Source organism: Actinoplanes sp. NPDC051537 (assembly GCF_055586105.1).
The window spans coordinates 25,030-48,336 of the sequence record NZ_JBVJIU010000003.1 but is presented as its reverse complement, the minus strand read 5'-3'; the positions used below and the strand labels follow the sequence as shown (position 1 = coordinate 48,336).

26 protein-coding genes are annotated in these 23,307 nt (G+C 71.9%); 14 read left to right on the top strand and 12 right to left on the bottom strand.

Features of this window, described 5'->3' with window-relative positions; translation table 11 throughout:
- Positions 1-31: 31 nt before the first annotated feature.
- From ACZ6TB_RS07130 to ACZ6TB_RS07120, 3 genes are all read right to left on the bottom strand, one after another.
- The gene (locus ACZ6TB_RS07130; protein ID WP_465551544.1) at positions 32-622 is read right to left on the bottom strand and encodes a hypothetical protein; all 591 of its coding nucleotides are present in this window, start codon (positions 620-622) and stop codon (positions 32-34) included.
- 116 nt (positions 623-738) lie between these two features.
- The gene (locus ACZ6TB_RS07125) at positions 739-1,677 is read right to left on the bottom strand and encodes a tRNA (adenine-N1)-methyltransferase (protein WP_465552517.1); all 939 of its coding nucleotides are present in this window, start codon (positions 1,675-1,677) and stop codon (positions 739-741) included.
- Between the two features lie 33 nt (positions 1,678-1,710).
- On the bottom strand, positions 1,711-2,874 hold the full coding sequence (locus tag ACZ6TB_RS07120) for a site-2 protease family protein (RefSeq protein ID WP_465551542.1): 1,164 nt from the start codon (positions 2,872-2,874) through the stop codon (positions 1,711-1,713).
- 75 nt (positions 2,875-2,949) lie between these two features.
- On the opposite strand from ACZ6TB_RS07120, the gene ACZ6TB_RS07115 reads away from it, so the two are divergent.
- Positions 2,950-3,924, top strand: coding sequence for a RecB family exonuclease (locus ACZ6TB_RS07115; RefSeq protein ID WP_465551540.1), 975 nt, complete (start codon positions 2,950-2,952; stop codon positions 3,922-3,924).
- Between the two features lie 99 nt (positions 3,925-4,023).
- Entirely contained in the window at positions 4,024-4,722 is a 699-nt protein-coding gene (locus ACZ6TB_RS07110) for a LuxR C-terminal-related transcriptional regulator (protein WP_465551538.1), read from the top strand.
- Here ACZ6TB_RS07110 and ACZ6TB_RS07105 read toward each other — a convergent pair.
- The gene (locus ACZ6TB_RS07105) at positions 4,706-4,897 is read right to left on the bottom strand and encodes a hypothetical protein (protein WP_465551536.1); all 192 of its coding nucleotides are present in this window, start codon (positions 4,895-4,897) and stop codon (positions 4,706-4,708) included. The genes ACZ6TB_RS07110 and ACZ6TB_RS07105 overlap by 17 nt on opposite strands.
- Before the next feature lie 503 nt (positions 4,898-5,400).
- Here ACZ6TB_RS07105 and ACZ6TB_RS07100 point away from each other — a divergent pair.
- Positions 5,401-5,883 (top strand): hypothetical protein, encoded by a 483-nt coding sequence (locus tag ACZ6TB_RS07100; RefSeq protein ID WP_465551534.1) that lies wholly within the window; start codon positions 5,401-5,403, stop codon positions 5,881-5,883.
- A gap of 496 nt (positions 5,884-6,379) precedes the next feature.
- On the opposite strand, the gene ACZ6TB_RS07095 is transcribed toward ACZ6TB_RS07100, so the two are convergent.
- Together ACZ6TB_RS07095 and ACZ6TB_RS07090 are read right to left on the bottom strand one after the other, a co-directional pair.
- Entirely contained in the window at positions 6,380-7,195 is an 816-nt protein-coding gene (locus ACZ6TB_RS07095; protein ID WP_465551532.1) for a DUF4097 family beta strand repeat-containing protein, read from the bottom strand.
- A gap of 20 nt (positions 7,196-7,215) precedes the next feature.
- The gene (locus ACZ6TB_RS07090) at positions 7,216-7,713 is read right to left on the bottom strand and encodes a hypothetical protein (RefSeq protein ID WP_465551530.1); all 498 of its coding nucleotides are present in this window, start codon (positions 7,711-7,713) and stop codon (positions 7,216-7,218) included.
- Positions 7,714-7,984: 271 nt separating this feature from the next.
- Between ACZ6TB_RS07090 and ACZ6TB_RS07085 the strand changes: the two genes are divergently transcribed.
- Together ACZ6TB_RS07085 and ACZ6TB_RS07080 are read left to right on the top strand one after the other, a co-directional pair.
- Complete coding sequence (locus ACZ6TB_RS07085) at positions 7,985-8,740, top strand: ABC transporter ATP-binding protein (RefSeq protein WP_465551528.1); 756 nt, start codon at positions 7,985-7,987, stop codon at positions 8,738-8,740.
- Positions 8,740-11,274, top strand: coding sequence for an ABC transporter permease (locus tag ACZ6TB_RS07080; RefSeq protein WP_465551526.1), 2,535 nt, complete (start codon positions 8,740-8,742; stop codon positions 11,272-11,274). The genes ACZ6TB_RS07085 and ACZ6TB_RS07080 overlap by 1 nt, the downstream gene beginning before the upstream one ends.
- A gap of 3 nt (positions 11,275-11,277) precedes the next feature.
- Here the strand turns inward: ACZ6TB_RS07080 and ACZ6TB_RS07075 are convergent, their stop codons facing one another.
- Positions 11,278-11,964 (bottom strand): HAD family hydrolase, encoded by a 687-nt coding sequence (locus tag ACZ6TB_RS07075; RefSeq protein WP_465551524.1) that lies wholly within the window; start codon positions 11,962-11,964, stop codon positions 11,278-11,280.
- 52 nt (positions 11,965-12,016) lie between these two features.
- On the opposite strand from ACZ6TB_RS07075, the gene ACZ6TB_RS07070 reads away from it, so the two are divergent.
- Genes ACZ6TB_RS07070 through ACZ6TB_RS07055 form a run of 4 tightly spaced genes read left to right on the top strand, consistent with a single transcriptional unit; the run spans position 12,017 to position 15,136 of the window.
- On the top strand, positions 12,017-12,817 hold the full coding sequence (locus ACZ6TB_RS07070) for a phosphotransferase (protein ID WP_465551522.1): 801 nt from the start codon (positions 12,017-12,019) through the stop codon (positions 12,815-12,817).
- Between the two features lie 7 nt (positions 12,818-12,824).
- Positions 12,825-13,802, top strand: a complete 978-nt coding sequence (locus ACZ6TB_RS07065; protein ID WP_465551520.1) for an aldo/keto reductase — start codon at positions 12,825-12,827, stop codon at positions 13,800-13,802.
- 10 nt (positions 13,803-13,812) lie between these two features.
- Complete coding sequence (locus tag ACZ6TB_RS07060; RefSeq protein WP_465551518.1) at positions 13,813-14,550, top strand: YqjF family protein; 738 nt, start codon at positions 13,813-13,815, stop codon at positions 14,548-14,550.
- 4 nt (positions 14,551-14,554) lie between these two features.
- On the top strand, positions 14,555-15,136 hold the full coding sequence (locus ACZ6TB_RS07055) for a DUF4190 domain-containing protein (RefSeq protein ID WP_465551516.1): 582 nt from the start codon (positions 14,555-14,557) through the stop codon (positions 15,134-15,136).
- Here the strand turns inward: ACZ6TB_RS07055 and ACZ6TB_RS07050 are convergent.
- The 3 genes from ACZ6TB_RS07050 to ACZ6TB_RS07040 all read right to left on the bottom strand — a co-directional run bounded on the left by ACZ6TB_RS07050 (position 15,133) and on the right by ACZ6TB_RS07040 (position 17,396).
- Positions 15,133-15,834: an SDR family NAD(P)-dependent oxidoreductase gene (locus ACZ6TB_RS07050; RefSeq protein ID WP_465551514.1), complete on the bottom strand. Its 702-nt coding sequence runs from the start codon at positions 15,832-15,834 to the stop codon at positions 15,133-15,135. The two genes, ACZ6TB_RS07055 and ACZ6TB_RS07050, sit on opposite strands and share 4 nt — an antisense overlap.
- Positions 15,831-16,640: a helix-turn-helix transcriptional regulator gene (locus ACZ6TB_RS07045; RefSeq protein WP_465551512.1), complete on the bottom strand. Its 810-nt coding sequence runs from the start codon at positions 16,638-16,640 to the stop codon at positions 15,831-15,833. The genes ACZ6TB_RS07050 and ACZ6TB_RS07045 overlap by 4 nt, the downstream gene beginning before the upstream one ends.
- Positions 16,641-16,844: 204 nt before the next feature.
- Positions 16,845-17,396: a hypothetical protein gene (locus ACZ6TB_RS07040; RefSeq protein WP_465551511.1), complete on the bottom strand. Its 552-nt coding sequence runs from the start codon at positions 17,394-17,396 to the stop codon at positions 16,845-16,847.
- A 57-nt stretch (positions 17,397-17,453) separates the two neighbouring features.
- On the opposite strand from ACZ6TB_RS07040, the gene ACZ6TB_RS07035 reads away from it, so the two are divergent.
- Positions 17,454-17,912 carry a GNAT family N-acetyltransferase gene (locus tag ACZ6TB_RS07035; RefSeq protein WP_465551509.1) on the top strand — a complete coding sequence of 153 codons (459 nt, stop codon included), beginning with the start codon at positions 17,454-17,456 and terminating at the stop codon, positions 17,910-17,912.
- A gap of 16 nt (positions 17,913-17,928) precedes the next feature.
- Here the strand turns inward: ACZ6TB_RS07035 and ACZ6TB_RS07030 are convergent, their stop codons facing one another.
- Positions 17,929-18,486: a phosphoribosyltransferase gene (locus ACZ6TB_RS07030; RefSeq protein WP_465551507.1), complete on the bottom strand. Its 558-nt coding sequence runs from the start codon at positions 18,484-18,486 to the stop codon at positions 17,929-17,931.
- Positions 18,487-18,675: 189 nt separating this feature from the next.
- Between ACZ6TB_RS07030 and ACZ6TB_RS07025 the strand changes: the two genes are divergently transcribed.
- The 3 genes from ACZ6TB_RS07025 (at position 18,676) to ACZ6TB_RS07015 (ending at position 21,503) form a co-directional block, all read left to right on the top strand.
- Positions 18,676-19,590, top strand: a complete 915-nt coding sequence (locus ACZ6TB_RS07025; protein ID WP_465551505.1) for a CDP-alcohol phosphatidyltransferase family protein — start codon at positions 18,676-18,678, stop codon at positions 19,588-19,590.
- 118 nt (positions 19,591-19,708) lie between these two features.
- Positions 19,709-20,578 (top strand): PAC2 family protein, encoded by an 870-nt coding sequence (locus ACZ6TB_RS07020; protein WP_465551503.1) that lies wholly within the window; start codon positions 19,709-19,711, stop codon positions 20,576-20,578.
- Between the two features lie 133 nt (positions 20,579-20,711).
- Positions 20,712-21,503 carry a GntR family transcriptional regulator gene (locus ACZ6TB_RS07015; RefSeq protein WP_465551501.1) on the top strand — a complete coding sequence of 264 codons (792 nt, stop codon included), beginning with the start codon at positions 20,712-20,714 and terminating at the stop codon, positions 21,501-21,503.
- A gap of 97 nt (positions 21,504-21,600) precedes the next feature.
- On the opposite strand, the gene ACZ6TB_RS07010 is transcribed toward ACZ6TB_RS07015, so the two are convergent.
- Positions 21,601-21,843 (bottom strand): hypothetical protein, encoded by a 243-nt coding sequence (locus ACZ6TB_RS07010; protein WP_465551499.1) that lies wholly within the window; start codon positions 21,841-21,843, stop codon positions 21,601-21,603.
- Positions 21,844-22,060: 217 nt separating this feature from the next.
- On the opposite strand from ACZ6TB_RS07010, the gene mshC reads away from it, so the two are divergent.
- Positions 22,061-23,299, top strand: coding sequence for a cysteine--1-D-myo-inosityl 2-amino-2-deoxy-alpha-D-glucopyranoside ligase (gene mshC / locus ACZ6TB_RS07005; RefSeq protein WP_465551497.1), 1,239 nt, complete (start codon positions 22,061-22,063; stop codon positions 23,297-23,299).
- The last annotated feature ends 8 nt before the right edge of the window (positions 23,300-23,307 follow it).

Sequence of the window (23,307 nt, the reverse complement as noted above, 5' to 3'; positions counted from 1 at the left end):
TCACACCCCGGAAACAGAGGCACACAAAGGTTTAAAGAGTGGGTCGTCCCACCAGCGAGGCCACAACCCGGGAGAAGTCCTCGAGCCGGGCGATCTGCCCGGGGCCGCCGTCGTCGAGGGTCTTGCCGAAGCGCAGCGCGTCGTGCCGCAGCGCCGTGCGGCCCTCGGCCTCGTCCATGCCGGGCGGCGGAACGGCGTCGTCGATCGAGCTGAGCAGCAGGTAGACGTCGATGCTGTCGACCCGGGCCTGCCCGTTGGACGTGCGGGTGAGCCGCCGCCGGCAGCCCACCTCGGTCACCGTCGAAAGCGGCACCACGCGCAGCGAGCTGGTCATCGAGCCGACCGGGCCGTCGCCGGGCGCGACGTCCTCGCCGTGCCAGAGCACGAGGCGGCTGCCGTCGCAGATGACGACCTCCTGCCACACGCCGTTCACCTCGTTGACGAAGCGCTCGAGGGTGAAGCTCAGCACCGACGCGCCGCGCAGGACCCCGAAGAGCGCCTCCAGCGCCACCTCGGGGTCACGCAGGTAGGCACGGGCGGCGGAGTCGAGATCCTGGTACGGCGACCAGTCCGGGAAGACCGCCGGCATCTCGTTGCTGCCACCGAACGGCGGAGAACTCATCGCGCCCACCCGATCCTCCCGTCCGCTTGCGTCGCCCCACAGGAAGCTACCCGACCGGACCGGCCGTAGTCACATCGCTCGGCCGGGTAACGTTTGTCGATCCGTTTCGTCCGTTTCTAGTCGTCCGTTTCGGCTTTTTCCGTCGTTTTTTCGGCCGGGTTCGGCTCCGCCGAGTGACCGCCCGCGGCCGCCAGCGCCGCCTGGGCCGCGCGCTTCAACGCGTACGCCTCGGCGCCCTTGCTCGGTTTGCGCCGGCGCGGCGGCGCGTTGACGCCGGGCGCGAGCTTGCGGGCGGAGACCAGGAACGCGGTGTGCGCGATCATCCGGTGGTCGGGGCGGACGGCGAGGCCCTCGGCGTGCCAGTCGCGGACCAGCGACTCCCAGGCCCGCGGCTCGGTCCAGCCACCCCGCTCGCGCAGGGCCTCGACCAGCTCGGATAGCTGGGGCGTGGTGGCCACGTACCCGACGAAGACGCCGCCGGGCACGATCGACCGCTCGACCATGTCGAGGGCCTCCCACGGGGTCAGCATGTCGAGGACGATCCGGTCGAAACCGGTCTCGGTGTTGCTCGCCACGTCCCCGATGCGCAGGTTCCAGGCCTTCTGCGGGCCGCCGAGGAACGCCTCGACGTTCTTACGGGCGATCGCCGCGAAGTCCTCCCGCAGCTCGTACGAGTGCAGCTCGCCGTGCTCACCCACCGCGCGCAGCAGCGAGCAGGTCAGCGCGCCCGAGCCGACGCCGGCCTCGAGGACCTTGGCGCCGGGGAAGATGTCGCCCATGGCCACGATCTGCGCCGCGTCCTTCGGGTAGATCACCTGGGCGCCGCGGGGCATGGACAGCACGTAGTCCGACAGCAGCGGGCGCAGCGCCAGGTACGCCGTCCCGCCGGCGGAGGTGACCACGCTGCCCTCGGGCAGGCCGATCAGGTCGTCGTGCTCGAGGGCGCCGCGGTGGGTGTGGTACGACTTGCCCGGTTCCAGCACGATGGTGTGCATCCGGCCCTTGGGATCGGTGAGCTGGACGCGATCACCCTCGCGGAACGGTCCGGTGGCCATCGGAGTTGTCACGTGTTTCTCTCTGGTTGCGTTTCACGGTCGTCTTGCCCGGGCGCGGCGGGGCTCCAGCACCTCGGCGACGTCGCCGACGCGCAGGACGCCCACCACGTCCTCGCCTTCGCCCGCGGTGACCACGTACTGAGCGGCCGGGTGGGCCTGCAGCGCGCGGACCACCTGCTCCCCGGTGAGCCCGAGCGCCAGCGCGGGCACCGCGGCGCGCGACCGGGACACGGTGTCGACGGCCACCCACGGGCGACGGTCGACCGGGACGCGCTCGGCGGCGACCGGGTCGACCAGTGCGGTGAGATTACCGGCCGAGTCGGTGACGGCGAGCACCACGTTCGGCCTCGGGTCCTCGGAGCGGCGCCGCTGGGCCTCGCCGAGCGGGGTGCCGGCCGGGACGGTGAGCAGCGGGCGGGCCAGCCGGGCCAGGTCGACGAGCGGGAAGCGGCGGGTCATCCGGGCGAGGCGGATCGACTGGCCGGCGCCCTGCCACAGGGTGAAGACCACGAGCAGCACGAAGAGCAGGCCGAACAGGGTGAGCGTCTCCAGCCGGTAGAGCCAGAGGGCGATCAGCATGCAGACGAAGGCGAGGATGCGGCCGGACCAGGCGGCGGCCTCGGTGGCCCGGTTGCGGTCCTTGATCAGCGCCCACAGGCCGGCCCGCAGCGCCCGGCCGCCGTCGAGCGGCAGCCCCGGCAGCACGTTGAAGATCGCGACGAGCACGTTGCTGGCGGCCAGCTGGAAGGCGATCTGGCCGGCGGCCGTACGGTCGGGGATCGCCACCGCCGCGGCGGTGGCGATGCCGCCGAGCACCAGCGAGACGGCCGGCCCGGCCAGGCTGACCAGCGCGTCGATCCGCGGGCTCGGCGCGTCCCGGTCCATCTCGGTCCAGCCGCCGAGCAGTTCGAGGGTGATGCCGCGCACGCCGATGCCGAAGCGGCGGGCGGTCAGCGCGTGGCCGAGCTCGTGCAGCAGCACCGAGCCCAGCAGGCACGCCACGAAACCGAGGCCGACCAGGTAGCCGAGCGGGTCGACGAGGCCAAGCTCGGAGCGGACGTAGTTGCGGTACACGAGGATGACGAGCGCCGCCAGGATCAGCATCGACCCGTTCACGAAGACGGGGATGCCCAGCACGCGGCCCACCACCCGACCCGGGCGGCCGGCGCGACGAGGCTGCGGTGTGCTCTGCTCCACCCGCACGATGCTACGGAGTCGCCGCCGCGGGGTCGTCACGCGATTTCGTCGTACCCCTGCCCTAGCCTTTCTGACATGACGGCACAGACGGTCTCCCCGCTCCCCGCCGGCGATCCCCACGCCGGTCCCTCGTTGTCGCCGTCGCGTGCGGCCGACTTCAAGACCTGCCCGTTGCTGTTCCGCTTCCGCACCATCGACAAGCTGCCCGAGCAGCCCTCCGCCGACCAGGCCCGCGGCACGCTCGTGCACGCCGTGCTGGAGCGCCTGTTCGACCTGCCGGCCGCCGAGCGCACCCCGGCCGCCGCGGCCGCGCTCGTGGCCCCCGCGTGGGAGGCGCTGCTCTCCGCTGAACCGTCCTTGTCGGAGATCTTCGCCGTCGTCGCCGCCTCCCGCTCGTCCGACCCTGCCGCCGTCGCCGCCGAGGCCGACGCCGCCGGCCAGGGCGCGCTGATCGACGTGCCGGCCGCCGACGAGGCCGCGCGGCTGGCCGCCTTCCTGTCCAGCGCCACGGCCCTGCTCGACGGCTATTTCGCGGTGGAGGACCCGCAGCGCCTCGAGCCGGCCGAGCGCGAGACCCTGATCTCCACCCTGGTCGACGACACGCTGCTGATCCGCGGCTACATCGACCGCCTCGACGTGTCACCGGCCGGCGACCTGCGCGTCGTCGACTACAAGACCGGCGGCGCGCCGCGCGAGGCGTTCGAGGGCCGCGCCCTGTTCCAGCTCAAGTTCTACGCGCTGGTCCTGTGGCGCACCCGCGGCGTGGTGCCGCGCGTGCTGCGCCTGCTCTATCTGAAGGACGCCGAGGTCTGCGACTACAGCCCCGATCCCGATGAGCTGGAGCGTTTCGAGCGCACCCTGGTCGCGCTGTCCGAGGCGATCGAGCGGGCCAAGCGCGAGCAGGATTTCCGCCCGAAACCGAGCCGGTTGTGCGGGTGGTGCAGCCATCAGGCGCTGTGCCCCGAGTTCGGCGGCACCCCGCCCCCGTTCCCGACCGGCGAGGTCGTGCGCATCGACCTCTCCCCCGCCGACGACGACCGCCTGGGCTGACGAACCCGTCGCCGACGGCCGCCCGAGCTGGCGAACCCGCCGGCGGCGGCGATCGCCTAGGGTGACCCCCAGGATTCGGGGGCGACCGTGGGGGTGCGGGTGGCGGGGACAACGACCGGGCGGCCTCTGCGCGTCCTGCTGGCCGACCCCGCGCCGATGCACCGATCCGGCCTGCGCATGGTGCTCACCGCCACGGACCTCGACGGCGGGCCCGAGATCGTCGTCGCCGCCGAGACCGGGGACGGCGCCGAGGCGGTCGAGCTCGCCCGGCGGCTGCTGCCCGATGTGCTGATCGCCGAGATTCCGCTGCCCCGGCTCGACGGCCTCGCGGTGGCCCGGGCCGTGACCGGGGCCGGGCTGCCGGTGCGCGTGCTGATCCTGACCGACGACGACGGCGATGAGCAGGTGCTGGGCGCGATCGCCGCCGGGGCGGCCGGCTTCCTGCGCAAGGACGCCCCGCCGCTCGACGTGATCGCCGCGATCCACGCGGTGGCGACCGGCGGCGCGGTCATCACCCCGGCGGTGCTGGCCCGCATCCTGACCCGGGTGGCCGAGGCGCTGCCCGCACCGGAGACGACAACAACGTCCAAGCTGGACGCCCTGACCGACCGCGAGCGCGAGGTCCTCGTCCACGTGGCGCGCGGCCACTCGAACGCCGAGATCGCCGAGGCCCTGCAGGTCAGCGAGACGACCATCAAGACGCACGTGGGCCACGTCCTGACCAAGCTGCGGCTGCGCGACCGCACCCAGGCCGTCGTCCTCGCCTACGAGACGGGCCTGGTCAAGCCCGGCGCGTGAGCCCACCCGGCGCCGTGATCCGGCCCGGCGCGGTGAGCCCGCCCAGCGCGGTGAGCCCGCCCAGCGCGGTGAGCCCGCCCAGCGCGGTGAGCCCGCCCAGCGCGGTGAGCCCGCCCAGCGCGGTGAGCCAGCCCGGCGCCGTGAGCCGGCCCGGCGCCGTGAGCCCGCCCGGCACGTGAGCCCGCCTGGCGCCGTGAGCCCGCCCGGCACGTGAGCCCGCCCGGCAGCGGGGCGGCGCTGGGCGGGATCTGGGCGCGGCCGGTGACTTGTACGCGGACGGCGCGCTTGATCGACTCGCTGCCGAGCGCGCACGTGCCGACGTACCAATCCGAAATTCGGCAATGAGCACCAGCCCACCATTTCAAGCGACCACCCGCCCAATTCCGGCCATTGCCCATTTCCGCCGACCCAACAATTGCGGACGCGCTTTCTCGCCGGCACGCACCGCGTATCGCCGACTTTGTCCGCGCCCGCGGGAGCCCCGGATGAGCTTCGATCGGCCACAGCGTCTTTGATGACCGTCGAGCGGGCCGCCACCTGACCTTGCCCAATTCGGCGCTGCTCGGCATGGCGCTCTAGCGGCCGCCGCCCGGCTCGACGCCGCCCGGCCTGACGCTCCGCCCCCCGCTGCTCGGCCTGACGCTCCGCCACCCACTCCCGGGCCTGGTGCCACTCGGCTTGACGCTCCGCCCCCTGCTGCTCGGCCCGCAGCTGCTCGACCTGACGCTCCACCTCCTGTTGCCCGGCTCGGCGCTGATCGAGCTGATGCCCCACCTGCGGAACGGCCTGACACCCGACCACCCGCCGCTCGGCCCGCCGCTGCTCGACCGGCTGCTCCGCCTCCCGCCGCTCGGCCCGACGCTGTTCAACCGGGCACGCAACCTCCCGCCGCTCGGCCGGGCGCTGCTCAACCGAGCACCGCGCGGCCCGACCTCGCGCACGAGCCAGTCGCTCGGCATGCCTCCGAACCAATCCCCAAGCACGGTGCCGCTCGTGCTCACGCCGGAAATCGTCGGCCTGCGGAGAACGGCGACGAGATGCATTTCGGTCACGCATTGCAGCCAATTCTGCCGCCGGGAACAACTGCATCTGTCGCATGCCATTATTGTCCCGCAGAATTACTTGGCCACATCAGTATTCGATCATGCCAAATTCAGGTGAATGGTCGCCGCCGGTCGACTCGTTCGGCCGAATTCACCACGCCCCGGCGTGATGGGGCCGTCAGGCCACCTGCCGTTGGCCCGCCCGGCGTGAGCCCGCCCGGCGTGAGCCCGCCCGCCATGAGCCCGCCCGGCGTGAGCCCGCCCGGCGTGAGCCCGCCCGCCATGAGCCCGCCCGGCGTCAGCCCACCCGCCGTCAGCCCACCCGCCACTGGGGGAAGCCCCCGCAGGCCATTATCGCGGGAAAATCGCCCCCGTGTGTGGGAGCGCCCGGCAGCCTGTGGACAGCCGGCCGTTGTGGATAGCGGCGCACGCCGACGGCCCGGGCGAACCCGGGCCGTCGGATCAGTGGCGTTGGGGGTTGGGGGACGGGCCCCGGCTCCGGGGCCACTCGACCGGGGCGAACCGGCCACCCCGGGCCTTGGTGGCGCGGGCGAACAGGCGATTGCGGATGCCGTGTGCGGCGGACTCGAGGCCCAGGCGGTTGTCGGGAAGCATCAGGCTGCTGCCTTTCGGGTGGCGGCGCGGCGGACGCGGATGTCGCCGCTCGCGGTGCGGATCTTCAGCTCGAGGGTGACGGGGTTGTCGGAGGGCGGGACGTCGCCCTGGGAGGCGAGGTCGGTGACGGACTTGCCGGAGGCCGTGTTCAGGTCCATCCAGACCGCGGAACCGGCCGTGACGCCGACGGTGATGTCGCCGGAGGCGGAGTGGATGTCGGCCTGCCCCTGGTGCAGCGAGCCGATCTCGATGTCGCCCGACGCGGTGCCGGCCCGGAGCGAGCCGCCGATGGCGCCGGTGCGGATGTCGCCGGACGCGGTGTCCGTGCTGACGTCACCGGTGACGTCACCGATGCGCATGTCGCCGGACGCGGTCTTGGCGCGCAGCGAGCCGCCGATCCGGCGCGCGGTCAGGTCGCCGCTGGCCGACTCCACGGTGACGTCGCCGGTCGTCTCGCCGAGGTCGACGTCGGCCGAGGCCACGTCGAGCGTCACCGTGTCGAAGACGCCGGCCGCGCGTACGTCCGCCGAGGCCGTCTTTCCCGCCAGCGAGCTGCCGGCCGGCACCCGGGCGGTGATCCGCAGTTTCGGGGTCCGCCGCCAGCTCCAGTACTCGCTGCCGGGCACCTGGACGAGCAGCGTGTCGTCCTCGAGCACCACGCGGGTGTTCTTCGCGGCCTCGACGCCGGAGTCGCCGCCGCTCATCGGCTGCACGTCGACCTGGATCGAGACGCGGTCCTCGGCGATCACGTCGACGACGCCGGAGTGGGCGCGCAGGACAAGAGTGACGGGAGTGGAGCGGTCGAACTCGTACATGAGGGTCTCCTTTTCAGAGGTCAGGCCTGGAAATAGCCCTTGAGCGACTTGCCGGACTTGCCGGGGCGGGCCACGGGCGGCCCGGAGGGAAAGCGGACCGCCGCGGTCACCGCGCGCACCAGCCACGCGTTGACCGAGATGCCCTCGGCGGCGGCCACCTGCTCGACGTGGGTCTTCAGGGCCTCGGGCATCCGAAGGGTCAGCCGTGTGAGGTCGCCTCCGTCGATCGGCGGCGCGGGCTGGTCCTCGGGCGCCGGCGAAACCGGCCCTTCGGCCACCACCTGGTTGACCACGAGGTCGGCCTCGCGGCCACGCAGCCGCACCTCGACGCTCGCGTCGGACAACCGGGTGGTGATCTCGGCGGCGGCGTCGGAGAGCGCCTCGAGCAGCGCCAGCCGGGCCGATGACTCGAGGGAATAGCCGAGAAGCTCGGCGGCGCGGGTGGTCTCCGGCCCGCCCGGCGCGGCGGCCGCGGCTAGGTCGGCCCGGAGGGTCTCGAGGTACGGCGTCAGGTCCATGTCACCACTATGACGTCACTTATGACGTCAGTCAAGTGTCATGACGCCGTCACTTTGACATCTCAGGGTCGTCCCTGAGGCCGCCTCGGGTGCTCCCCGTACACAAATCTCCGCGTCACGCTCCGACCGTGGGCGGACGCCCCGGACGCCGATCGCCGAAACACTGGTCCCTGCCGGCCCGGGAGCGATCACCGCTCCCGGCCGGACCAGAGCCTCGGACGGCCCGGCCAAGACGGGGGCGGCGCCGCACGAGAAGAATCGAGGGGGCACGATGATCGGGACCAAGGCGGTCGAGCCGGTGGCGGCACGCGCCGAAGAGGTATGGAAGGTCTACGGCAACGGGGAAAACCGCGTGGTCGCGCTTCGCGGGGTGAGCGCGAGCTTCGGCAAGGCCCGGTTCACGGCCATCATGGGCCCGTCCGGCAGCGGCAAGTCCACGCTCATGCACTGCCTGGCGGGTCTCGACACGGTCACCCGCGGCACGGTGCACATCGGCGGCACCGAGGTCTCGGGGCTCGGCGACAAGGCGCTGACCCGGCTGCGGCGCGACCGGGTCGGCTTCATCTTCCAGCAGTTCAACCTGCTGCCCACGCTGACCGCGGCGGAGAACATCCGGCTCCCGCTCGACATCGCCGGCAAGAAGCCCGACCCGCAGTGGTGGGACACGGTGATCTCGACGGTCGGCCTCCAGGACCGGCTGAGCCACCGGCCGAGCCAGCTCTCCGGCGGCCAGCAGCAGCGGGTGGCGTGCGCGCGGGCGCTCGTCGGCCGCCCCGACGTCGTCTTCGCCGACGAGCCGACCGGCAACCTCGACTCCAAGTCGGGGGCCGAGGTGCTGTCGTTCCTGCGCAACAGCGTGCGCGAGCACGGGCAGACCATCGTCATGGTCACGCACGACCCGGTGGCGGCCAGCTACACCGACCGGGTGGTCTTCCTGGCCGACGGCGCGATCGTGCAGGAGCTCGACCGCCCGACGCCGGAGACCGTGCTCGAGGCCATGAACAACACGCGGGAAGTGCTGGTCTGATGCTGCGCGCGACGCTCAAGAGTCTGCTCGGCCGCAAGCTGCGGCTCGTGCTCTCCGGCCTGGCCGTGGTGCTCGGCGTGATGTTCGTGGCCGGCGCGTTCGTGGTGACCGACACCCTCGGCCGCTCGTTCGACCAGGTCTTCGCGAGCGCGTACGCGGGGACGGACGTCGCCGTGACGGCCAAGCCCAAGATCGCGGTCTCCGAGATGGAGGGCGAGCAGGTCGACACCCCGCTCCCCGCGTCGGTCGTCGATCACGTCAAAAGCGTTCCCGGTGTACGCGACGCGGTCGGCATGGTCAGCGCCGACGGCGCGCGGGTGATCGGCTCGGACGGCAAGGTGGTGAAGAGCTACGGCCCGCCGCGGCTCGGCAACAACTGGCTCGGCGAGGACGACCAGGTCAAGCTCCGGGAAGGGCGCGGACCGGCCGCCGACGACGAGATCGCGGTGAACGCCGCCGTCGCCAAGGCGGCCGGCATCCACATCGGCGACAAGGTGGGCGTGCTCACCCTCGCGCCGAAGAAGACGTTCACGCTGGTCGGCATCTGGGGCTACCCGGGCAACAAGGACAGCATCGGCGGCGCCCAGGAGGTCGCGTTCACCACGCCGGTGGCGCAGAAGCTGATGCTCGGCAAGACCGGCGAGTACTCGATGATCAACGTGAAGACCGCGAACGGCGACACCGATGAGGCCGTACGCGACCGGATCGCGGCCGGCCTCGGCGACGGCTACGTGGTCAAGACCGGCGACCAGCTGGCCGCCGACAGCTCGGACAGCCTCAAGCAGGCCCTCGCGTTCTTCAACAAGATCTTGCTGGGCTTCGCCGGCGTGGCCCTGTTCGTCGGCGTCTTCCTGATCCTCAACACGTTCTCGATCATCGTGGCCCAGCGCACCCGGGAGCTCGCGATGATGCGGGCGCTGGGCGCGAGCCGGCGTCAGGTGATCGGCTCGGTGCTGCTCGAGGCCGTGGTGATCGGCCTGCTCGCGGCCGGCATCGGTCTCGCGGCCGGCATCGGCGTCGGTGCGGGGCTCGGTTACCTGTTCACGACGTTCGCCGACGGGCTGGAACTGGCGTCGGTCGGGGTGCCGCTCGCCGCCGTGCTCAGCTCGCTGATCGTCGGCGTCGTGGTCACCGTGGTCGCGGCCGTGCTGCCCGCGCTGCGGGCCTCGCGGATCGCGCCGATCGCGGCCATGCAGGACGTGGCCACGCCCGACCGGCCGCTCACCAAGGTGAGCGTCACCGGCGCCGTGGTCGGCGCGGCCGGCGCGACGGTGCTGGCGATCGGCCTGTACGGGTCGACCTCCAGCTCGCTCTGGCTGATCCTGGGCGGCGTGCTGGTCAGCTTCGTCGGCGTGGCGCTGCTGACCCCGCTGATCTCACGGCCGGTGGTGTCGCTGCTGGGCCGGCTGTTCTCGTGGTCGGTGCCGGGGCGGCTGGGCCGGCTCAACTCCGGTCGCAACCCGCGCCGTACGGCGATCACCGCGGCCGCCCTGATGGTCGGCATCGCGCTGGTCACCGGCGTCACCGTGGTGATGAACTCGGCCAAGACCAGCCTCGCCGCGCAGGCCGAGGACACGGTCAAGGCCGAGATCGTGATCGGCGCCGACCAGAACGGCCCGCGTCCGCCGACCTTCGACGAGGCCGTTCTCGACGAGGCCCGCAAGACCACCGGCGTCCGCTCGGCGGCCGGCCTCTGGCAGGACCAGGCCCAGATCGACGGGAAGCTGGACTACGTCTCGGCGACCGACGACCTGGCCAAGCTGACCGACGCGTACGGCGGCCCGCAGCTGGCCACGCTCAAGGACGACCAGCTCGTCATGAGCACCCAGGAGGCGAAGGACAAGGGCTGGGCGGTCGGCAGCACGCACACCGTGCAGCTGTCCCGCGGCGACCCGCACCGGTACACGCTGGTCGCCACCTATGACGAGCAAGCGTTGCCGGCGACCTACCTGCTGCCGGCGGCCGCGACCAAGGACTTCGGCATCCCGCAGCCGGTCATCGGCTTCGTGCGGCTGACCGAGGGCGCGACCGTGGCCCAGGTGCTGCCGGAGATGAAGGCCCTGGTGGCGGACAGCCCCGAGGTCTCGGCCACCGACCGCACCACGTTCGTGCAGGACCAGCTGGCCACGTTCGACACGATCATCACGATGGTGCAGGTGCTGCTGGCGCTGGCCATCCTGATCGCGGTGCTCGGCGTGGTGAACACGCTGGCGCTGTCGGTGCTGGAGCGGACCCGCGAGCTAGGCCTGCTGCGGGCGGTCGGGCTGAGCCGGGCCCAGACGATGCGGATGGTGACGGTCGAGGCCGTGGTCATCTCGGTCTTCGGCGCCCTGCTCGGCGTCGTGGTCGGCTCGGGCCTGGGCGCGGCCGTGGTCCGCGCCCTGCACGACGACGGCGTCACCAAGCTGGTGCTGCCGTGGGGCGGGATGGCCACCTACCTGGTGCTGGCCGCCCTGGTCGGCGTGCTGGCGGCGGTGCTGCCGTCGATCAAGGCCGCCCGGCTCAACGTGCTGACGGCCATCGCGGTCGACTGACCGTCAGCGGTCGGACGGCAGGAGGTGCTGGCTGACGAGGAGGTTGGCCAGGTAGGCGGGGTCCACGCCGACGAGCGATCGCCGGAGGTGGACCCCGTCGGTCGCGGGGAGCTCGAGCTCGGCGGGGACGGCCAGCACCACGGCGCCCGAGGCCACGGCGCTGGCCACGCCGGTGGGCGAGTCCTCGATCGCCACGCAGCGCTCGATCGGGACGCCGAGCAGGGCGGCGGCCGTACGGTAGGGCTCGGGGTCGGGTTTGGGCATGGTGACCTCGTCGCCGCAGACGACCACGTCGAAGTTCTCGCGACCCAGGGTGTCGAGCGCGGCCTCCACCAGCAGGCGGCCGGTCGAGGTGACCAGGGCCGTCGGCAGCCCGGCCCGCTTGACCGCGCGCAGCAGCTCGGCCGCGCCGGGGCGCCAGACCAGGCCCTCGCGGAAGAGGTTGAAGACGCGGGAGGTCAGCCACTTCACGTCCGGCTCCTCGGGACGGTCCGGCTGACCGAGGTCCTCGCGGAAGACCTTCATGCTGCTCGCCATGCTGCCGCCGACCATGGCCGCCCGGGCCCGCGGGGAGAGCGTGCCGCCCGCCCAGGCCGCGAGCTCGTGCAGCGCGATCTCCCACACCTTCTCGCTGTCCACCAGCGTGCCGTCCATGTCGAAGAGCACCGCGGCGGGTCCATGTACGTTCATCACCCGCAATTCTCCCCGGTCAAGCGGGCCATTGTGGCCGGGTGTGACACAAGTGGCAGAGTTGACGATCGTGCTGCCTCCGGAGAGCGTCTTCGAAGCCGTGACCACGCCCGCCGTCGTGGAGAGGCTCGCCGGCGGTCATGAGATCCGCCCGATCTGGCGAAATATCCTCGGAGGTCTCACGTACGAGATAATCGCCCCTGATGACCGCTTTTTCGTGAAATACGCGCACCATGGTAGCGGGCTGCCGCTCGCCGCGGAGGCCGAGCGGCTGAGGTGGGCCGGGAAGTACACGCCGGTCCCGCTGGTCATGAGCGAGGGCGCGGACGAGACGGGTGTGTGGCTCCAGACGAGGGCCATGAACGGGATCTCGGCGGTGACCGAGAAATGGCGCGCGCACCCGCGGACGGCCGTGGAAGCGATCGCGACGGGCCTGCGCCACCTGCACGACACGCTGCCCGTCGGCGAATGCCCCTTCGACTGGAGCGTCGAGCGCCGCCTGGCGGCCAAGGACGCCGGCCTCGACGGCGCCCACCCGATCCACCGCGATCTGCCCCTCGACGAGGCCCGGCGCCGGGTGAGCGACCCGCCCCCGATCGAGAAGCTGGTCGTCTGCCACGGCGACCCCTGCTCCCCCAACACCCTGATCGGCGACGACGGCCGGTTCGCCGGCCACGTCGACATGGCCTCCCTCGGCGTCGCCGACCGCTGGGCCGACCTCGCCGTCGCCTCGTGGAGCCTGAGCTGGAACTACGGCGACGGCTGGGACGAGCACTTCTTCGCCACCTACGGCATCGAGCCCGACCCGGAGCGCATCGCGTACTACCGGCTGCTGTGGGACTTCGGGGGATGATGCCGGTATGAGGCGGATATCGCTGGCCGGCCTCGAGGTGTCCCGCCTCGGGCTCGGCTGCATGGGCATGTCGGCGTTCTACACCGGCCGCGACGACGACGACGACGGCTCGGTCCGCACCATCCACCGCGCCCTCGAGCTGGGCGTCACGTTCTTCGACACGGCCGAGATCTACGGGCCGTACACGAACGAGGAGCTCGTCGGCCGGGCCCTGCGCGGCCGCGGGGACGACGTCGTCATCGCCACCAAGTTCGGGCTGCTGTCGCACCGCGGCGGGGACGGCGGCCGCAACCTGGACAGCCACCCCGACAACGTGCGGGCCGCGGTCGAGGGCTCGCTGCGCCGGCTCGGCACCGACCACATCGACCTGTACTACCAGCACCGCGTCGACCCGAAGGTGCCGATCGAGGACACCGTGGGGGCGCTGGCCGACCTGGTCGGGCAGGGCAAGATCCGGCACATCGGGCTGTCCGAGGCGTCGGCCGGGACGATCCGCCGGGCGCACGCGGTGCACCCGGTGACCGCGGTCCAGTCCGAGTACTCGCTGTGGACGCGCGATCCCGAGGGCGAGGTGCTGCCCGTCCTGCGCGAGCTCGGCATCGGCTTCGTCCCGTACTCGCCGCTCGGTCGTGGTTTTCTCACCGGCGCCATCCGCGACACCACCACGCTGGACGCCGACGACTTCCGGCTCAGCACGCCGCGGTTCGCCGGCCAGAACTTCCGGGAGAACCTGCGGATCGTCGACGTGGTCGAGGCCGTCGCGCGGGAGGCCGGTGTCACGCCCGCGCAGGTCGCGCTGGCCTGGGTGCTCGCGCAGGGTGGCGACATCGCGCCGATCCCCGGCACCAAGCGGGTCAACCGGCTCGAGGAGAACGCCGGCGCCGACGCGGTGGAGCTCACGGCCGCTCAGCTCGAGCGCCTGACCGCGATCCGCCCGCCGGCCGGCGACCGCTACGCCGACATGTCCGCTATCGACCGTCGCTGAAGGGACACACGTGCACGTCGAGGAAGTCACCCCGCTGACGACCCGCCCGGTGCGGCGCTCGCTGCTGGTGCAGCGCTGGACGGATCTCACGTTCCTGCACTGGCCGGTCGATCCGGCGCTGGTCGCCCCGCTGCTGCCGGCGGGCACCCGCCCGGACCTGATCGGCGGCGTCACGTACGTCGGCCTGATCGCCTTCCGGATGGAGGGCTTCGGCTTCCTCAGCGGCCCGGGCGTCCCCCACCTCGGCACGTTCTGCGAGACCAACGTGCGCCTCTACAGCGTGGACGGCCACGGGCGGCGGGCGGTCGTCTTCCGCTCGCTCGACGCCGAGCGCCTGATCCCGGTACTGACCGCGAGGGCGTGGCTGCACCTCCCGTACATGTGGTCGAAAATGCGCATTTCTAAAGACAAGGACCTCATCACGTACGCGTCACAGCGGCGCTGGCCATCGCCGAGAGGCGCCGCGTCGAGGATGTCCGTGCGCATCGGCGACCCGATCGACGAGCCCACCCCGCTCGAGCATTTCCTGACCGCCCGCTGGGGCCTGCACACCCGGGCCTGGGGCCGCACGGTCCACCTGCCGAACGAGCACCCGCAGTGGCCGCTGCACCGGGCGACGCTGCTGAGCCTCGACGACGAGCTGGTCGCCGCCGCCGGCCTGCCCCAGCCGGCCGGACCGCCGGCGAGCGTCCTCTACTCGCCGGGCGTCGCGGTCACCTTCGGCGGTGGCGCCCGGCTGTCACCATGACCGCATGACCTCGGAGGACGACAGAAATCCCTGGGCCGTCGCCGGGTTCGTGCTGAGTCTCGTGAGCGGTCCCGTCGGGCTGGCCGTCTCGATCGTCGGCTATCGCCGCTCCCCCGCCCGCCGCGGCTTCGCGGTCGCCGGCATCGCGCTGTCCACCCTCTGGATCTTCATCGGCGTGGTCGTGCTGCTCGGCGCCCTGACCGCCGGCGACGCCCCCGACGACGAGTCGCTCCGGGCACAGCCGACCGGCACGACCGTGACGGTGAACCCCCTGGTCGTCGACGCCGAGCCGCAAGCGCCGGACGTCACGGCCGCCCAGCTGACCGCCCTGGTGTCGAGGCCGCAGTCGGAGAAGGGCGCGACGTTCGCCGTGTCCGGCTCGATCCAGCAGGCCGGCGACGCCGAGGCGGTCGCCCGGGTGCACCGCGACGACGAGCACGCCGAGCCGGTCGCCCGCGTGGTGCTGCGCGGCGCGCTGCTCGCCGACGTCTACGAGGACGACCAGTTCCGGGCCACGGTCACCGTGACCGGCGCCGTCGAGCACGGCCTGCCGGTGCTGACCGTCTCCGACATCGAGACCGACTAGACGATCGTCCCGCCGGTGGCGCGGATGTTCTGGCCGGTGACCCAGCGGCCCGCTTCCGAGGCGAGGAACAGCACCACGTCGGCGACGTCTTCCGGGGTCCCGATCCGCTTCAGCGCCGTGTATCCGGCCGCCGCGTCGCGCCCGCCCGGGCCGTTGGCCTCGCGGAACATGTCCGTGTCGGTGGGACCGGGCGAAACCGTGTTGACCGTGATGCCGCGCGGGCCGAGCTCGCGCGCGGCGACGGCGGTGACCTGCTCGAGCGCGCCCTTCGACGCGCAGTAGAGGGTCAGCCCCGGCCCGGCCAGCACGGTGTTGAGGGTCGAGATGTTGACGATCCGGCCGTCGTCGCGCAGCAGCGGGATCGCCCGCCGGATCGCCAGGAGCGGCGAGACGAAGTTGATCGTCATGACCCGCTCGATGTCGTCCGGGGTGAGCTTCTCGATCGTCGTCCGGTCGGCCACGGCGGCGTTGTTGACGAGGATGTCGAGCCCGCCGTCCACCGCGTCGAAGACCGCTTCCAGGTTCGCCGGGTCCCGCTGGTCGGCCCGCACCGCCCGGACCCCGTCGATCGGCGCCCCGGGCTGGTGGGCGTAGGTGTAGACGACGGTCGCTCCCGCCGCCCCGAGCCGTTGCACGATCGCCCGGCCGATGCCGCGCGATCCCCCCGTGACCACGGCCGTCTTTCCCTCGAACGTCATGAGCCGGACGCTAGGCCGCGGACCGCGGGCCGGTCTTGAACAATTGCGCGCAGCTCGGCCGGGGTGGCGCCGGCCAGGGCGCGCGCCTCGCGGGTCAGGTGCGGCTGGTCGGCGTACCCACCCTCGGCCGCCACCCGCGCGAGGGGCGCGCCGCGCTCGATCAGCCCCAGCGCCCGCTGGAACCGCGCGATCCGGCCGACCTCGCCCGGCGATTGGCCGAGCCGCTGCCGGAAGCCGCGCTCGAGCCGCCGACGTGGCGTGCCGAGATCGTCGGCCAGGTCGCCGATCCGGAGGCGGCCGCCGGCGTATTGAAGTCGCCGCCACCCCTCCTGGACGACGGCATCGGTCGCCGCGCCGCCGGTCATCCAGTGGCCGAGCAGGGTGTCGAGCAGGCCGAAGCGGTCCGCCCAGCCCGACGCTGCCGTCAGCCGCTCGCCCAACTCACCGGCGCGCGCCCCGAGCAGGCCGGGCAACGGCAGGACCCGGCCGGCCAGCTCCGCCATCGGCATCCCGAGCAGCGCCGAGACACCCGCCGGCGTCAGCCCGACCGAGATGCCCCGCCCCCAGCGGCGGTGCTCCACGGCCGCCCGCGAGCGCGGCCCGCTGACCAGGGTCGTGGCCGACGCGAAGTCGACGATCAGCGTGGTGGCGCTGACGGCGAGCAGGCGATGCCGGATGCCGTGCCCGGTGGCGGACCGGAAGCCGCCGTAGCCCACGACGCGGTCACGCAGGTCGGGACGGGCCGCCCGCCCGATCGTGAAGCACCCGATCGGCTCGCCGGCGGCCGGCACGGAGTGAACCGGCATAGGACCCACCGCCTCCCCCGCCCTGAGAGGGTGGGTCTCACCCTACGGCCTGCCCACGACAACTTCGGCGTGCCAGACCTTGACGGAGAGCGCCTCAGACCTTGACGGAGAGCGTCACAGACCTTGACGGAGAGCGCCACAGACCTTGACGGAGAGCGCCACAGACCTTGACGGAGAGCGCCACAGACCTTGACGGAGAGCGCCTCAGACCTTGGTCGGGAGCCGCCGATGCAGCTCGGCCAGGAGCACCGCCGGCCCCGGGGACATCAGCCCCACGTCGACCAGATACGAGACCTCACCCCCGCGGCGCCGCAAACGGGGACGGCGGCCGGGCGCGTCGCCGACGGTGGCGAAGTCCTCGGCCACCGGGGTCACGACCAGCTCGGTGAACGGGCCCCGATGACGCAGCGACACGGCGGCGATGCCGGCCCAGGGGATGTGGACCGGCTTGCGGCCGGTGGCGGCGAAGTCCAGGCCGTGCATGGAGCTGCGCAGCCAGCCGAAGCGGCGCCAGGCGGCGAGCAGGATCACGGCGGCGAGCACGACGGGGACGATCAAAGCGATTTCCGCGTACGTGACGATGGCGCCGGCCGGGATGGTGTCGCCGACCGCCAGGCGGATCAGGACGTGCAGGCCGAGGGCGACCACCCACACGGCCGCGATCACCCACAGCATGGTCACGTAGACCATGGCCCGGGGCTGGAAGAACGTCACGGTGTCGTCGGCCGGTCCGAGGACTTGGTCGATGTGCGCCACCGTTGCATTATGCGGGTTTAGGCGGCTCTCTGGCGTCGTGTCCGAGATTATGGCGCTATGACCGGCGAGCGGATGGTGCGGCTGCGAGCGACCACGGATCCGCTCTTCGCGGGGGCGGCGCTGCTGGTCGACGAGTACCGGCAGCACTACGGCGCGAACCCGGCGCCGGAGGCGGTCGCCACCTGGATGCAGGAGCAGGTGCTCACGTCCCGGGCGCGGATCTATGTGGCCGGGCGTGACGCCCAGGCGCTGGGCTTCTGCTCGGTCTCCGTCGTTCCGGCGGCGCTCACCCTCCGTACGGTATGGCTGGTTCGTGATCTTTATGTCGCGCCGGGCCTGCGCCGGCAGGGGGTCGGCGGCGCGCTCCTGCGGCACGTCGCCGAGGAGGCGCGGCAGGCGGGCGCCCACCGGCTCTCGCTGCAGACGGAGACGGCCAACGTGCGCGCGATCGAGCTCTATGCGCGGAACGAGTTCGAGGTGCTGACCGACGTCGCGGTGATGGACCGCCTGCTGTGAGCGTCGGCCAGGGGCGTCAGCCCAGCGAGATCACGTGCGGCGCGAGCACGGCGGCGCATCGCAGGTTGCGGTAGCGGCCACGGTAGTCCAGCCCGTAGCCGACGATCAGGCCGGCGCCGACGTCGAAGCCGACGTGCGTGGGCGTGTCCGCGAACCGGGCCGGGTCGGGCTTGCGCAGCAGGGCGCAGACCGAGATCGAGGCGGGCTCGCGCTGGGCCAGGTTGCTGATCAGCCAGCTCATGGTGAGCCCGGTGTCGATCACCCCGTCGACGATGACGATGTCCCGCCCGGCGATGTCGACGTCGAGGTCCTTGAGCAGGCGCACCGATCCCGAGGCGCGGTTGCGGGTGGCGTACGACTTGATCGCCATCCAGCCGATCTCCACCTGGCCGGGATAGGCGCGGGCGAGGTCGACCGTGAAGGTGGCGGCGCCGCCGAGGACACCGACCAGGACAGGTACGCCGCCGGCCCGCTCCCGGTGCAGATCGGCCGCGAGGGCGGCCACCCGGGCCAGGATCTGCTCCTCGGTGAGGATCACCGCCTCGAGATCGTCCGCCACGTGGCTGGCGTCCACGTCGTGCCCCCTCCGCCGGTCCCGCCTTCATGATCGTGCCACCGCTGGGTAAACGCTGAGTGACGCCCCTACTACTTCAGAAACCCATTTTTCGGGCATTTCTCACGCGCCATTCCCCGGGTGAGGTCACTCAGGTAATGTCCGCGCGGTCAATTGTTCATTTCTACGGCACCTTTGTGGAGTTGCTACATGGCTCGACGGGTCACTCTTGAGGAGATCCGGTCCCGGACGTACAAGCGCCGGGATGCGTGGTGGACGGTCTGGCTGGTCGATCCGCTGGCCTCAAGACTCGTCTGGCTCGTGGCGCCGTGGCGATGGGCCACCCCCAACACGCTCACCACCCTGGCATTCCTGATCGGCGCCGGGTCGGCGGCGTGTTTCTGGCAGGGGACGTACGGCTGGCTGCTGGTCGGCGCGCTGCTGTTCCACCTGAGCTTCGTGCTCGACTGCATGGACGGCAAGATCGCGCGGCTGAACAAGAACGGCTCGGTGTTCGGGGCCTGGCTCGACTACGTTTTCGACCGGTTGCGGGTGGCCGCGTGCGCCGTCGGCCTGTTCGGCGGTCAATATCACCAAACCGGTAATTTCACCTATGTCTGGCTGGCCGGTCTGGTCATTTTCCTGGACATGTTCCGGTACCTGAACGCCCTCCAGATGGGCAAGGTCAAGGCCGAGATGAAGGCCAATCTCGCCGCCGCCCGCGGTCCCGTCGCGGAGCCGGTGACGGTCGCCTTCGCCGACGACGCCGAGGGCGACGACCTGATCGCGGAGCCGGTCGACCCGGACGACGTCTACACCGACTTCAAGAACCGGTTCGGGCTGTTCGTCACGATCCGCAACGCGCTCATCCGCCAGCGGATCCGGGTGCACGTGATCAGCGGCATCGAGTTCATGATGTTCGTCTTCATCGTCGGCCCGGTCGTCCACTGGATCATCGGCACCACCCTGATCTCGGCCGGCCTGCTCGCGGGCTTCGAACTGCTGCTGATCTACAAGCTGTGGTCGGCCACCAAGACGTACAACCGCAAGATGGCCGCCGCCACGAAGATCCCGGCCCAGATGACCGCGGCCGGCGCCGATCGCAGCGAAGTCGCCATCTCCTGATTTGCCCTTTTTGCACGGCCGGGTCGCCCTCGCGGCCCGGCCGTTCGCGTGTGACGAGGGGCGCGTGCGCGGCGCGGTCACTGAGTGCCACACACGCACCGCACGTAGGCTGTCACCTATGACTGAGTTCGACGGCCTCCCGCTGCTTCGCTCCCCTGTGGCCATCGCCGCCTTCGAGGGCTGGAACGATGCTGCGGATGCTTCCACCGCGGCCGTGGAACACCTCGAGCAGGTCTGGCAGGCCCGGGAGGTCAGTTCCATCGATCCCGAGGACTTCTACGACTTCCAGGTGAGCCGGCCGACCATCACGATGGCCGAGGGCGAGACCCGCAAGATCGAGTGGCCGACGACGCGCTTCGCCGTGGCCTCGCCGCCCGGCGCCGACCGCGACGTGGTGCTGATCCGCGGCATCGAGCCGAGCATGCGCTGGCGCACGTTCTCCGAGCAGGTGCTCGAGGTCTGCCACAGCCTCGAGGTCACCCGGATCGTGCTGCTCGGCGCGCTGCTCGCCGACGTGCCCTACACCCGCCCGCTGCCGATCAGCGGCTCGGCCAGCGGCCCCGACATCGCCGACAAGTACAAGGTGGTGCCGACCCGCTACGACGGCCCGACCGGCATCGTCGGGGTGCTGCACGAGGCGGCCGGCCGGGCCGATCTCGAGGCGTTGTCGTTCTGGGTGCACGTGCCGCACTACGCGAACAACCCGCCCTGCCCCAAGGCGACGCTGGCCCTGCTCAGCCGCCTCGAGGACGTGCTCGACCTGCCGGTCCCGATGACCGACCTGGCCGAGGAGGCCGACGAGTGGGAGAAGCGCGTGCGGGTCGCCGCCGAGCAGGACGCGGAGCTCGGCGAGTACGTCCGCGAGCTCGAGGAACGCGTCGGCGACGAGGGCATCCAGCCGCTGACCGGGGACGAGATCGCGAGCGAGTTCGAGAAGTACCTGCGCCGCCGGGGTGGCTCGGCCGGCCCGACCGCCGGTTCCTGGTAGCCACCTGGTCGCCCCTGCCCGATGCGGCGCCGCCCCTGGTGGGGGGCGCCGCCCGCGTTTCTGGAGCGTGTCGCGGTCCGGGAGGCGTACCACCCTCTGGCATCCTAGGAACCTAGGTCCCAGGAGGTGCGGCATGACCGTCAACCCCGGCAATGCGGAGTTCCCGCATCGGCAGATCGCCTCGCAGCTCAAGGAGCGCATCCGGCGCGGCGACTGGCAGCCCGGCGAGCGGCTGCCGTCGATCCCCGCGATGGCCGAGATGTTCGGCGTGGCCAAGCAGACGGTGCAACGCACCGTCGATCAGCTGCGGGTCGAGGGTGTGCTGATCACCAAACCCGGGTCCGGCACGTACGTCCGGGGAACGCGCCGCCGCCTCAACCGTCTCTCCCGGGGCCGGTACGGCGCGCACCGCGGCTACCACGCCGACCTGGCCGCGCGATACCGGCAGCAGCTCGTCAGCGTGGGACGCGAGCCGGCGCCCGCCGAGGTGGCCGACGCGTTCGGCGTGCGCGACGGCACCGAGATGCTGGTGCGGCGGCACCTCGTGCGCACCGACGACGCGGCCGTCGAGATCGGCGCCTCCTGGTTCCGGGTGGCCGAGACGTCCGGGACGTCGCTGGAGCGCGCCGAGGCGTTCGGCCGGCCGCTCTACCAGGAGGCCGAGGAGGCCCTGGGCAAGCGGTACGCGTCGGCGACCGACACGATCAGCGCCCGGCAGCCGAGCCGGGACGAGGCCGACGTCCTTCAGATCCGGCCCGACACCCCGGTGCTGCACCTGCTGCACGTGGCCTTCGACGAGTCCCGCAAGCCGATCGAGGTGGCCCAGGCGACGTGGCCGGGCCCGATGACCACGCTGACCGAGGAGTACAAGATCCCGGCGCCTACGCCCGCTCCCGATCCGGGCCCGGGGCTGGCGCTGGCGTAGGCGGCACCTTGCCAGGAGGCCGCATCCGAAGGATGGCGCCAGCAAAAGAAAAGACCCGGAGGCCCGTACGGGCGCCTCCGGGTCTTTGTTCTTCGGATCAGAGGAGCCCGAAGAGCCCGCCGTTGTTGTTGCTCAGCAGGAAGACGCCGCGGTTGTTGCTCTGGATGTCGCCGAAGTTGTTGTAGTACGAGTCATCCTCGTCGTCCCAGTACCAGTTGTGGTGGTGGTTGTGGTGGCACTTGACGTCGTGCGAGGAGGCGGCGGAGGCGGGTCCCGCGAGAGCGAGGCTCGCGCCGGTGGCCAGGAGGAGGCCAGCGAGGTACATAACCGGACGACGCATGTTAATTCCTTTCGGCTGAAATTAGGACCTCCGAAAGTCTGGCCTTCCTGGCAGCAAAATGTGGCTGGTTTCCCACAAAGTCCGACATGTGGGTTCTTTTTCCGCGAAACCGCCCTTTGATCGCGGCAAAGGGGTACGGTCCCGCGGCCCGCGTTCCGACGTGAAGTAAGCCTCAGCCCGACGTTTCTGTCCTAGGCGCTCGATAGGCTTTGTGACCATGGACGCTTGGACCGGGCACGACGTGCCGACCCTGCCTGGTGACGCGGTGGTGCCGCGGCTGTTCGACTCGGCCCGCCGGTCGGTGGAGCCGTCCACGCCCGGCGGCGTGGCGACGATGTACGTCTGCGGCATCACGCCCTACGACGCCACCCACCTCGGCCACGCGGCCACGATGATCACGTTCGACCTCGTCAACCGCGCCTGGCGCGACGCCGGGCTCGACGTCCGCTACGTGCAGAACGTGACGGACATCGACGACCCGCTGCTCGAGCGCGCCGCCCGCGACGGCGAGGACTGGGTGGTGCTCGCCATGCGCGAGACGGCCCTGTTCCGCGAGGACATGGAGGCGCTGCGCATCATCCCGCCGGCGCACTACGTGGGCGCGGTCGAGTCGATCCCGGCCATCGCCGGGCACGTGCGCGAGCTGATCGCGGCCGGTGCGGCCTACACCCTCGACGACGGTACGGGCGACGTCTACTTCGCGATCTCGGCGGCGCCGCGGTTCGGCTACGAGTCCAACCTGTCGCGCGACGAGATGACGGTCCTGTCGGCCGAGCGCGGCGGCGACCCCGAGCGGCCCGGCAAGCGCGACCCGCTCGACCCGCTGCTGTGGCGCGGCGCCCGCGACGGCGAGCCCGCCTGGGACGGCGGCGACCTCGGCCCCGGCCGCCCCGGCTGGCACATCGAGTGCGCCACGATCGCGCTGGGCCTGCTCGGCGACACGATCGACGTGCAGGGCGGCGGCAACGACCTGCTCTACCCGCACCACGAGTGCTCGGCCGCGCACGCCGAGACGCTGACCGGCGCCGCCCCGTTCGCCCGGCACTATCTGCACGCCGGCATGATCGGCCTGGACGGCGAGAAGATGTCGAAGTCCCGCGGCAACCTGGTGTTCGTCTCCCGCCTGCGCGGCGACGGCGTCGACCCGATGGCCGTGCGGCTGGGCCTGCTCTCCGGCCACTACCGCGCCGATCGCGAGTGGACCGACGACGTGCTCAAGACCGGCGAGGAGCGCCTGGCCCGCTGGCGCGCGGCGGCCGCCGCCCCGGTCGGCCCGTCCGGCGAGGGCCTGGTCGCCGCCGTCCGCGAGGCGCTCGCCGACGACCTCGACGCCCCGGCCGCCCTGGCCATCGTCGACGCCTGGTCCGAGGCGGCCCTGACCGCCACCGGCGACGACGAGTCCGCCCCCGCCCTGATGGCCCGCACGGTCGACGCGCTCCTCGGGGTCCGCCTCTAAAAAGCCTG

Coding starts and splice junctions, on each gene's coding strand:
- ACZ6TB_RS07115 (WP_465551540.1), top strand. CDS start 2,950: ATGACGGCACAGACGGTCTCCCCGCTCCCCGCCGGCGATCCCCACGCC.
- ACZ6TB_RS07075 (WP_465551524.1), bottom strand. CDS start 11,964: ATGAACGTACATGGACCCGCCGCGGTGCTCTTCGACATGGACGGCACG.
- ACZ6TB_RS07095 (WP_465551532.1), bottom strand. CDS start 7,195: ATGTACGAGTTCGACCGCTCCACTCCCGTCACTCTTGTCCTGCGCGCC.
- ACZ6TB_RS07015 (WP_465551501.1), top strand. CDS start 20,712: ATGACCGTCAACCCCGGCAATGCGGAGTTCCCGCATCGGCAGATCGCC.
- ACZ6TB_RS07065 (WP_465551520.1), top strand. CDS start 12,825: ATGAGGCGGATATCGCTGGCCGGCCTCGAGGTGTCCCGCCTCGGGCTC.
- mshC (WP_465551497.1), top strand. CDS start 22,061: ATGGACGCTTGGACCGGGCACGACGTGCCGACCCTGCCTGGTGACGCG.
- ACZ6TB_RS07055 (WP_465551516.1), top strand. CDS start 14,555: ATGACCTCGGAGGACGACAGAAATCCCTGGGCCGTCGCCGGGTTCGTG.
- ACZ6TB_RS07130 (WP_465551544.1), bottom strand. CDS start 622: ATGAGTTCTCCGCCGTTCGGTGGCAGCAACGAGATGCCGGCGGTCTTC.
- ACZ6TB_RS07035 (WP_465551509.1), top strand. CDS start 17,454: ATGACCGGCGAGCGGATGGTGCGGCTGCGAGCGACCACGGATCCGCTC.
- ACZ6TB_RS07085 (WP_465551528.1), top strand. CDS start 7,985: ATGATCGGGACCAAGGCGGTCGAGCCGGTGGCGGCACGCGCCGAAGAG.
- ACZ6TB_RS07050 (WP_465551514.1), bottom strand. CDS start 15,834: ATGACGTTCGAGGGAAAGACGGCCGTGGTCACGGGGGGATCGCGCGGC.
- ACZ6TB_RS07010 (WP_465551499.1), bottom strand. CDS start 21,843: ATGCGTCGTCCGGTTATGTACCTCGCTGGCCTCCTCCTGGCCACCGGC.
- ACZ6TB_RS07090 (WP_465551530.1), bottom strand. CDS start 7,713: ATGGACCTGACGCCGTACCTCGAGACCCTCCGGGCCGACCTAGCCGCG.
- ACZ6TB_RS07025 (WP_465551505.1), top strand. CDS start 18,676: ATGGCTCGACGGGTCACTCTTGAGGAGATCCGGTCCCGGACGTACAAG.
- ACZ6TB_RS07125 (WP_465552517.1), bottom strand. CDS start 1,677: ATGGCCACCGGACCGTTCCGCGAGGGTGATCGCGTCCAGCTCACCGAT.
- ACZ6TB_RS07080 (WP_465551526.1), top strand. CDS start 8,740: ATGCTGCGCGCGACGCTCAAGAGTCTGCTCGGCCGCAAGCTGCGGCTC.
- ACZ6TB_RS07045 (WP_465551512.1), bottom strand. CDS start 16,640: ATGCCGGTTCACTCCGTGCCGGCCGCCGGCGAGCCGATCGGGTGCTTC.
- ACZ6TB_RS07020 (WP_465551503.1), top strand. CDS start 19,709: ATGACTGAGTTCGACGGCCTCCCGCTGCTTCGCTCCCCTGTGGCCATC.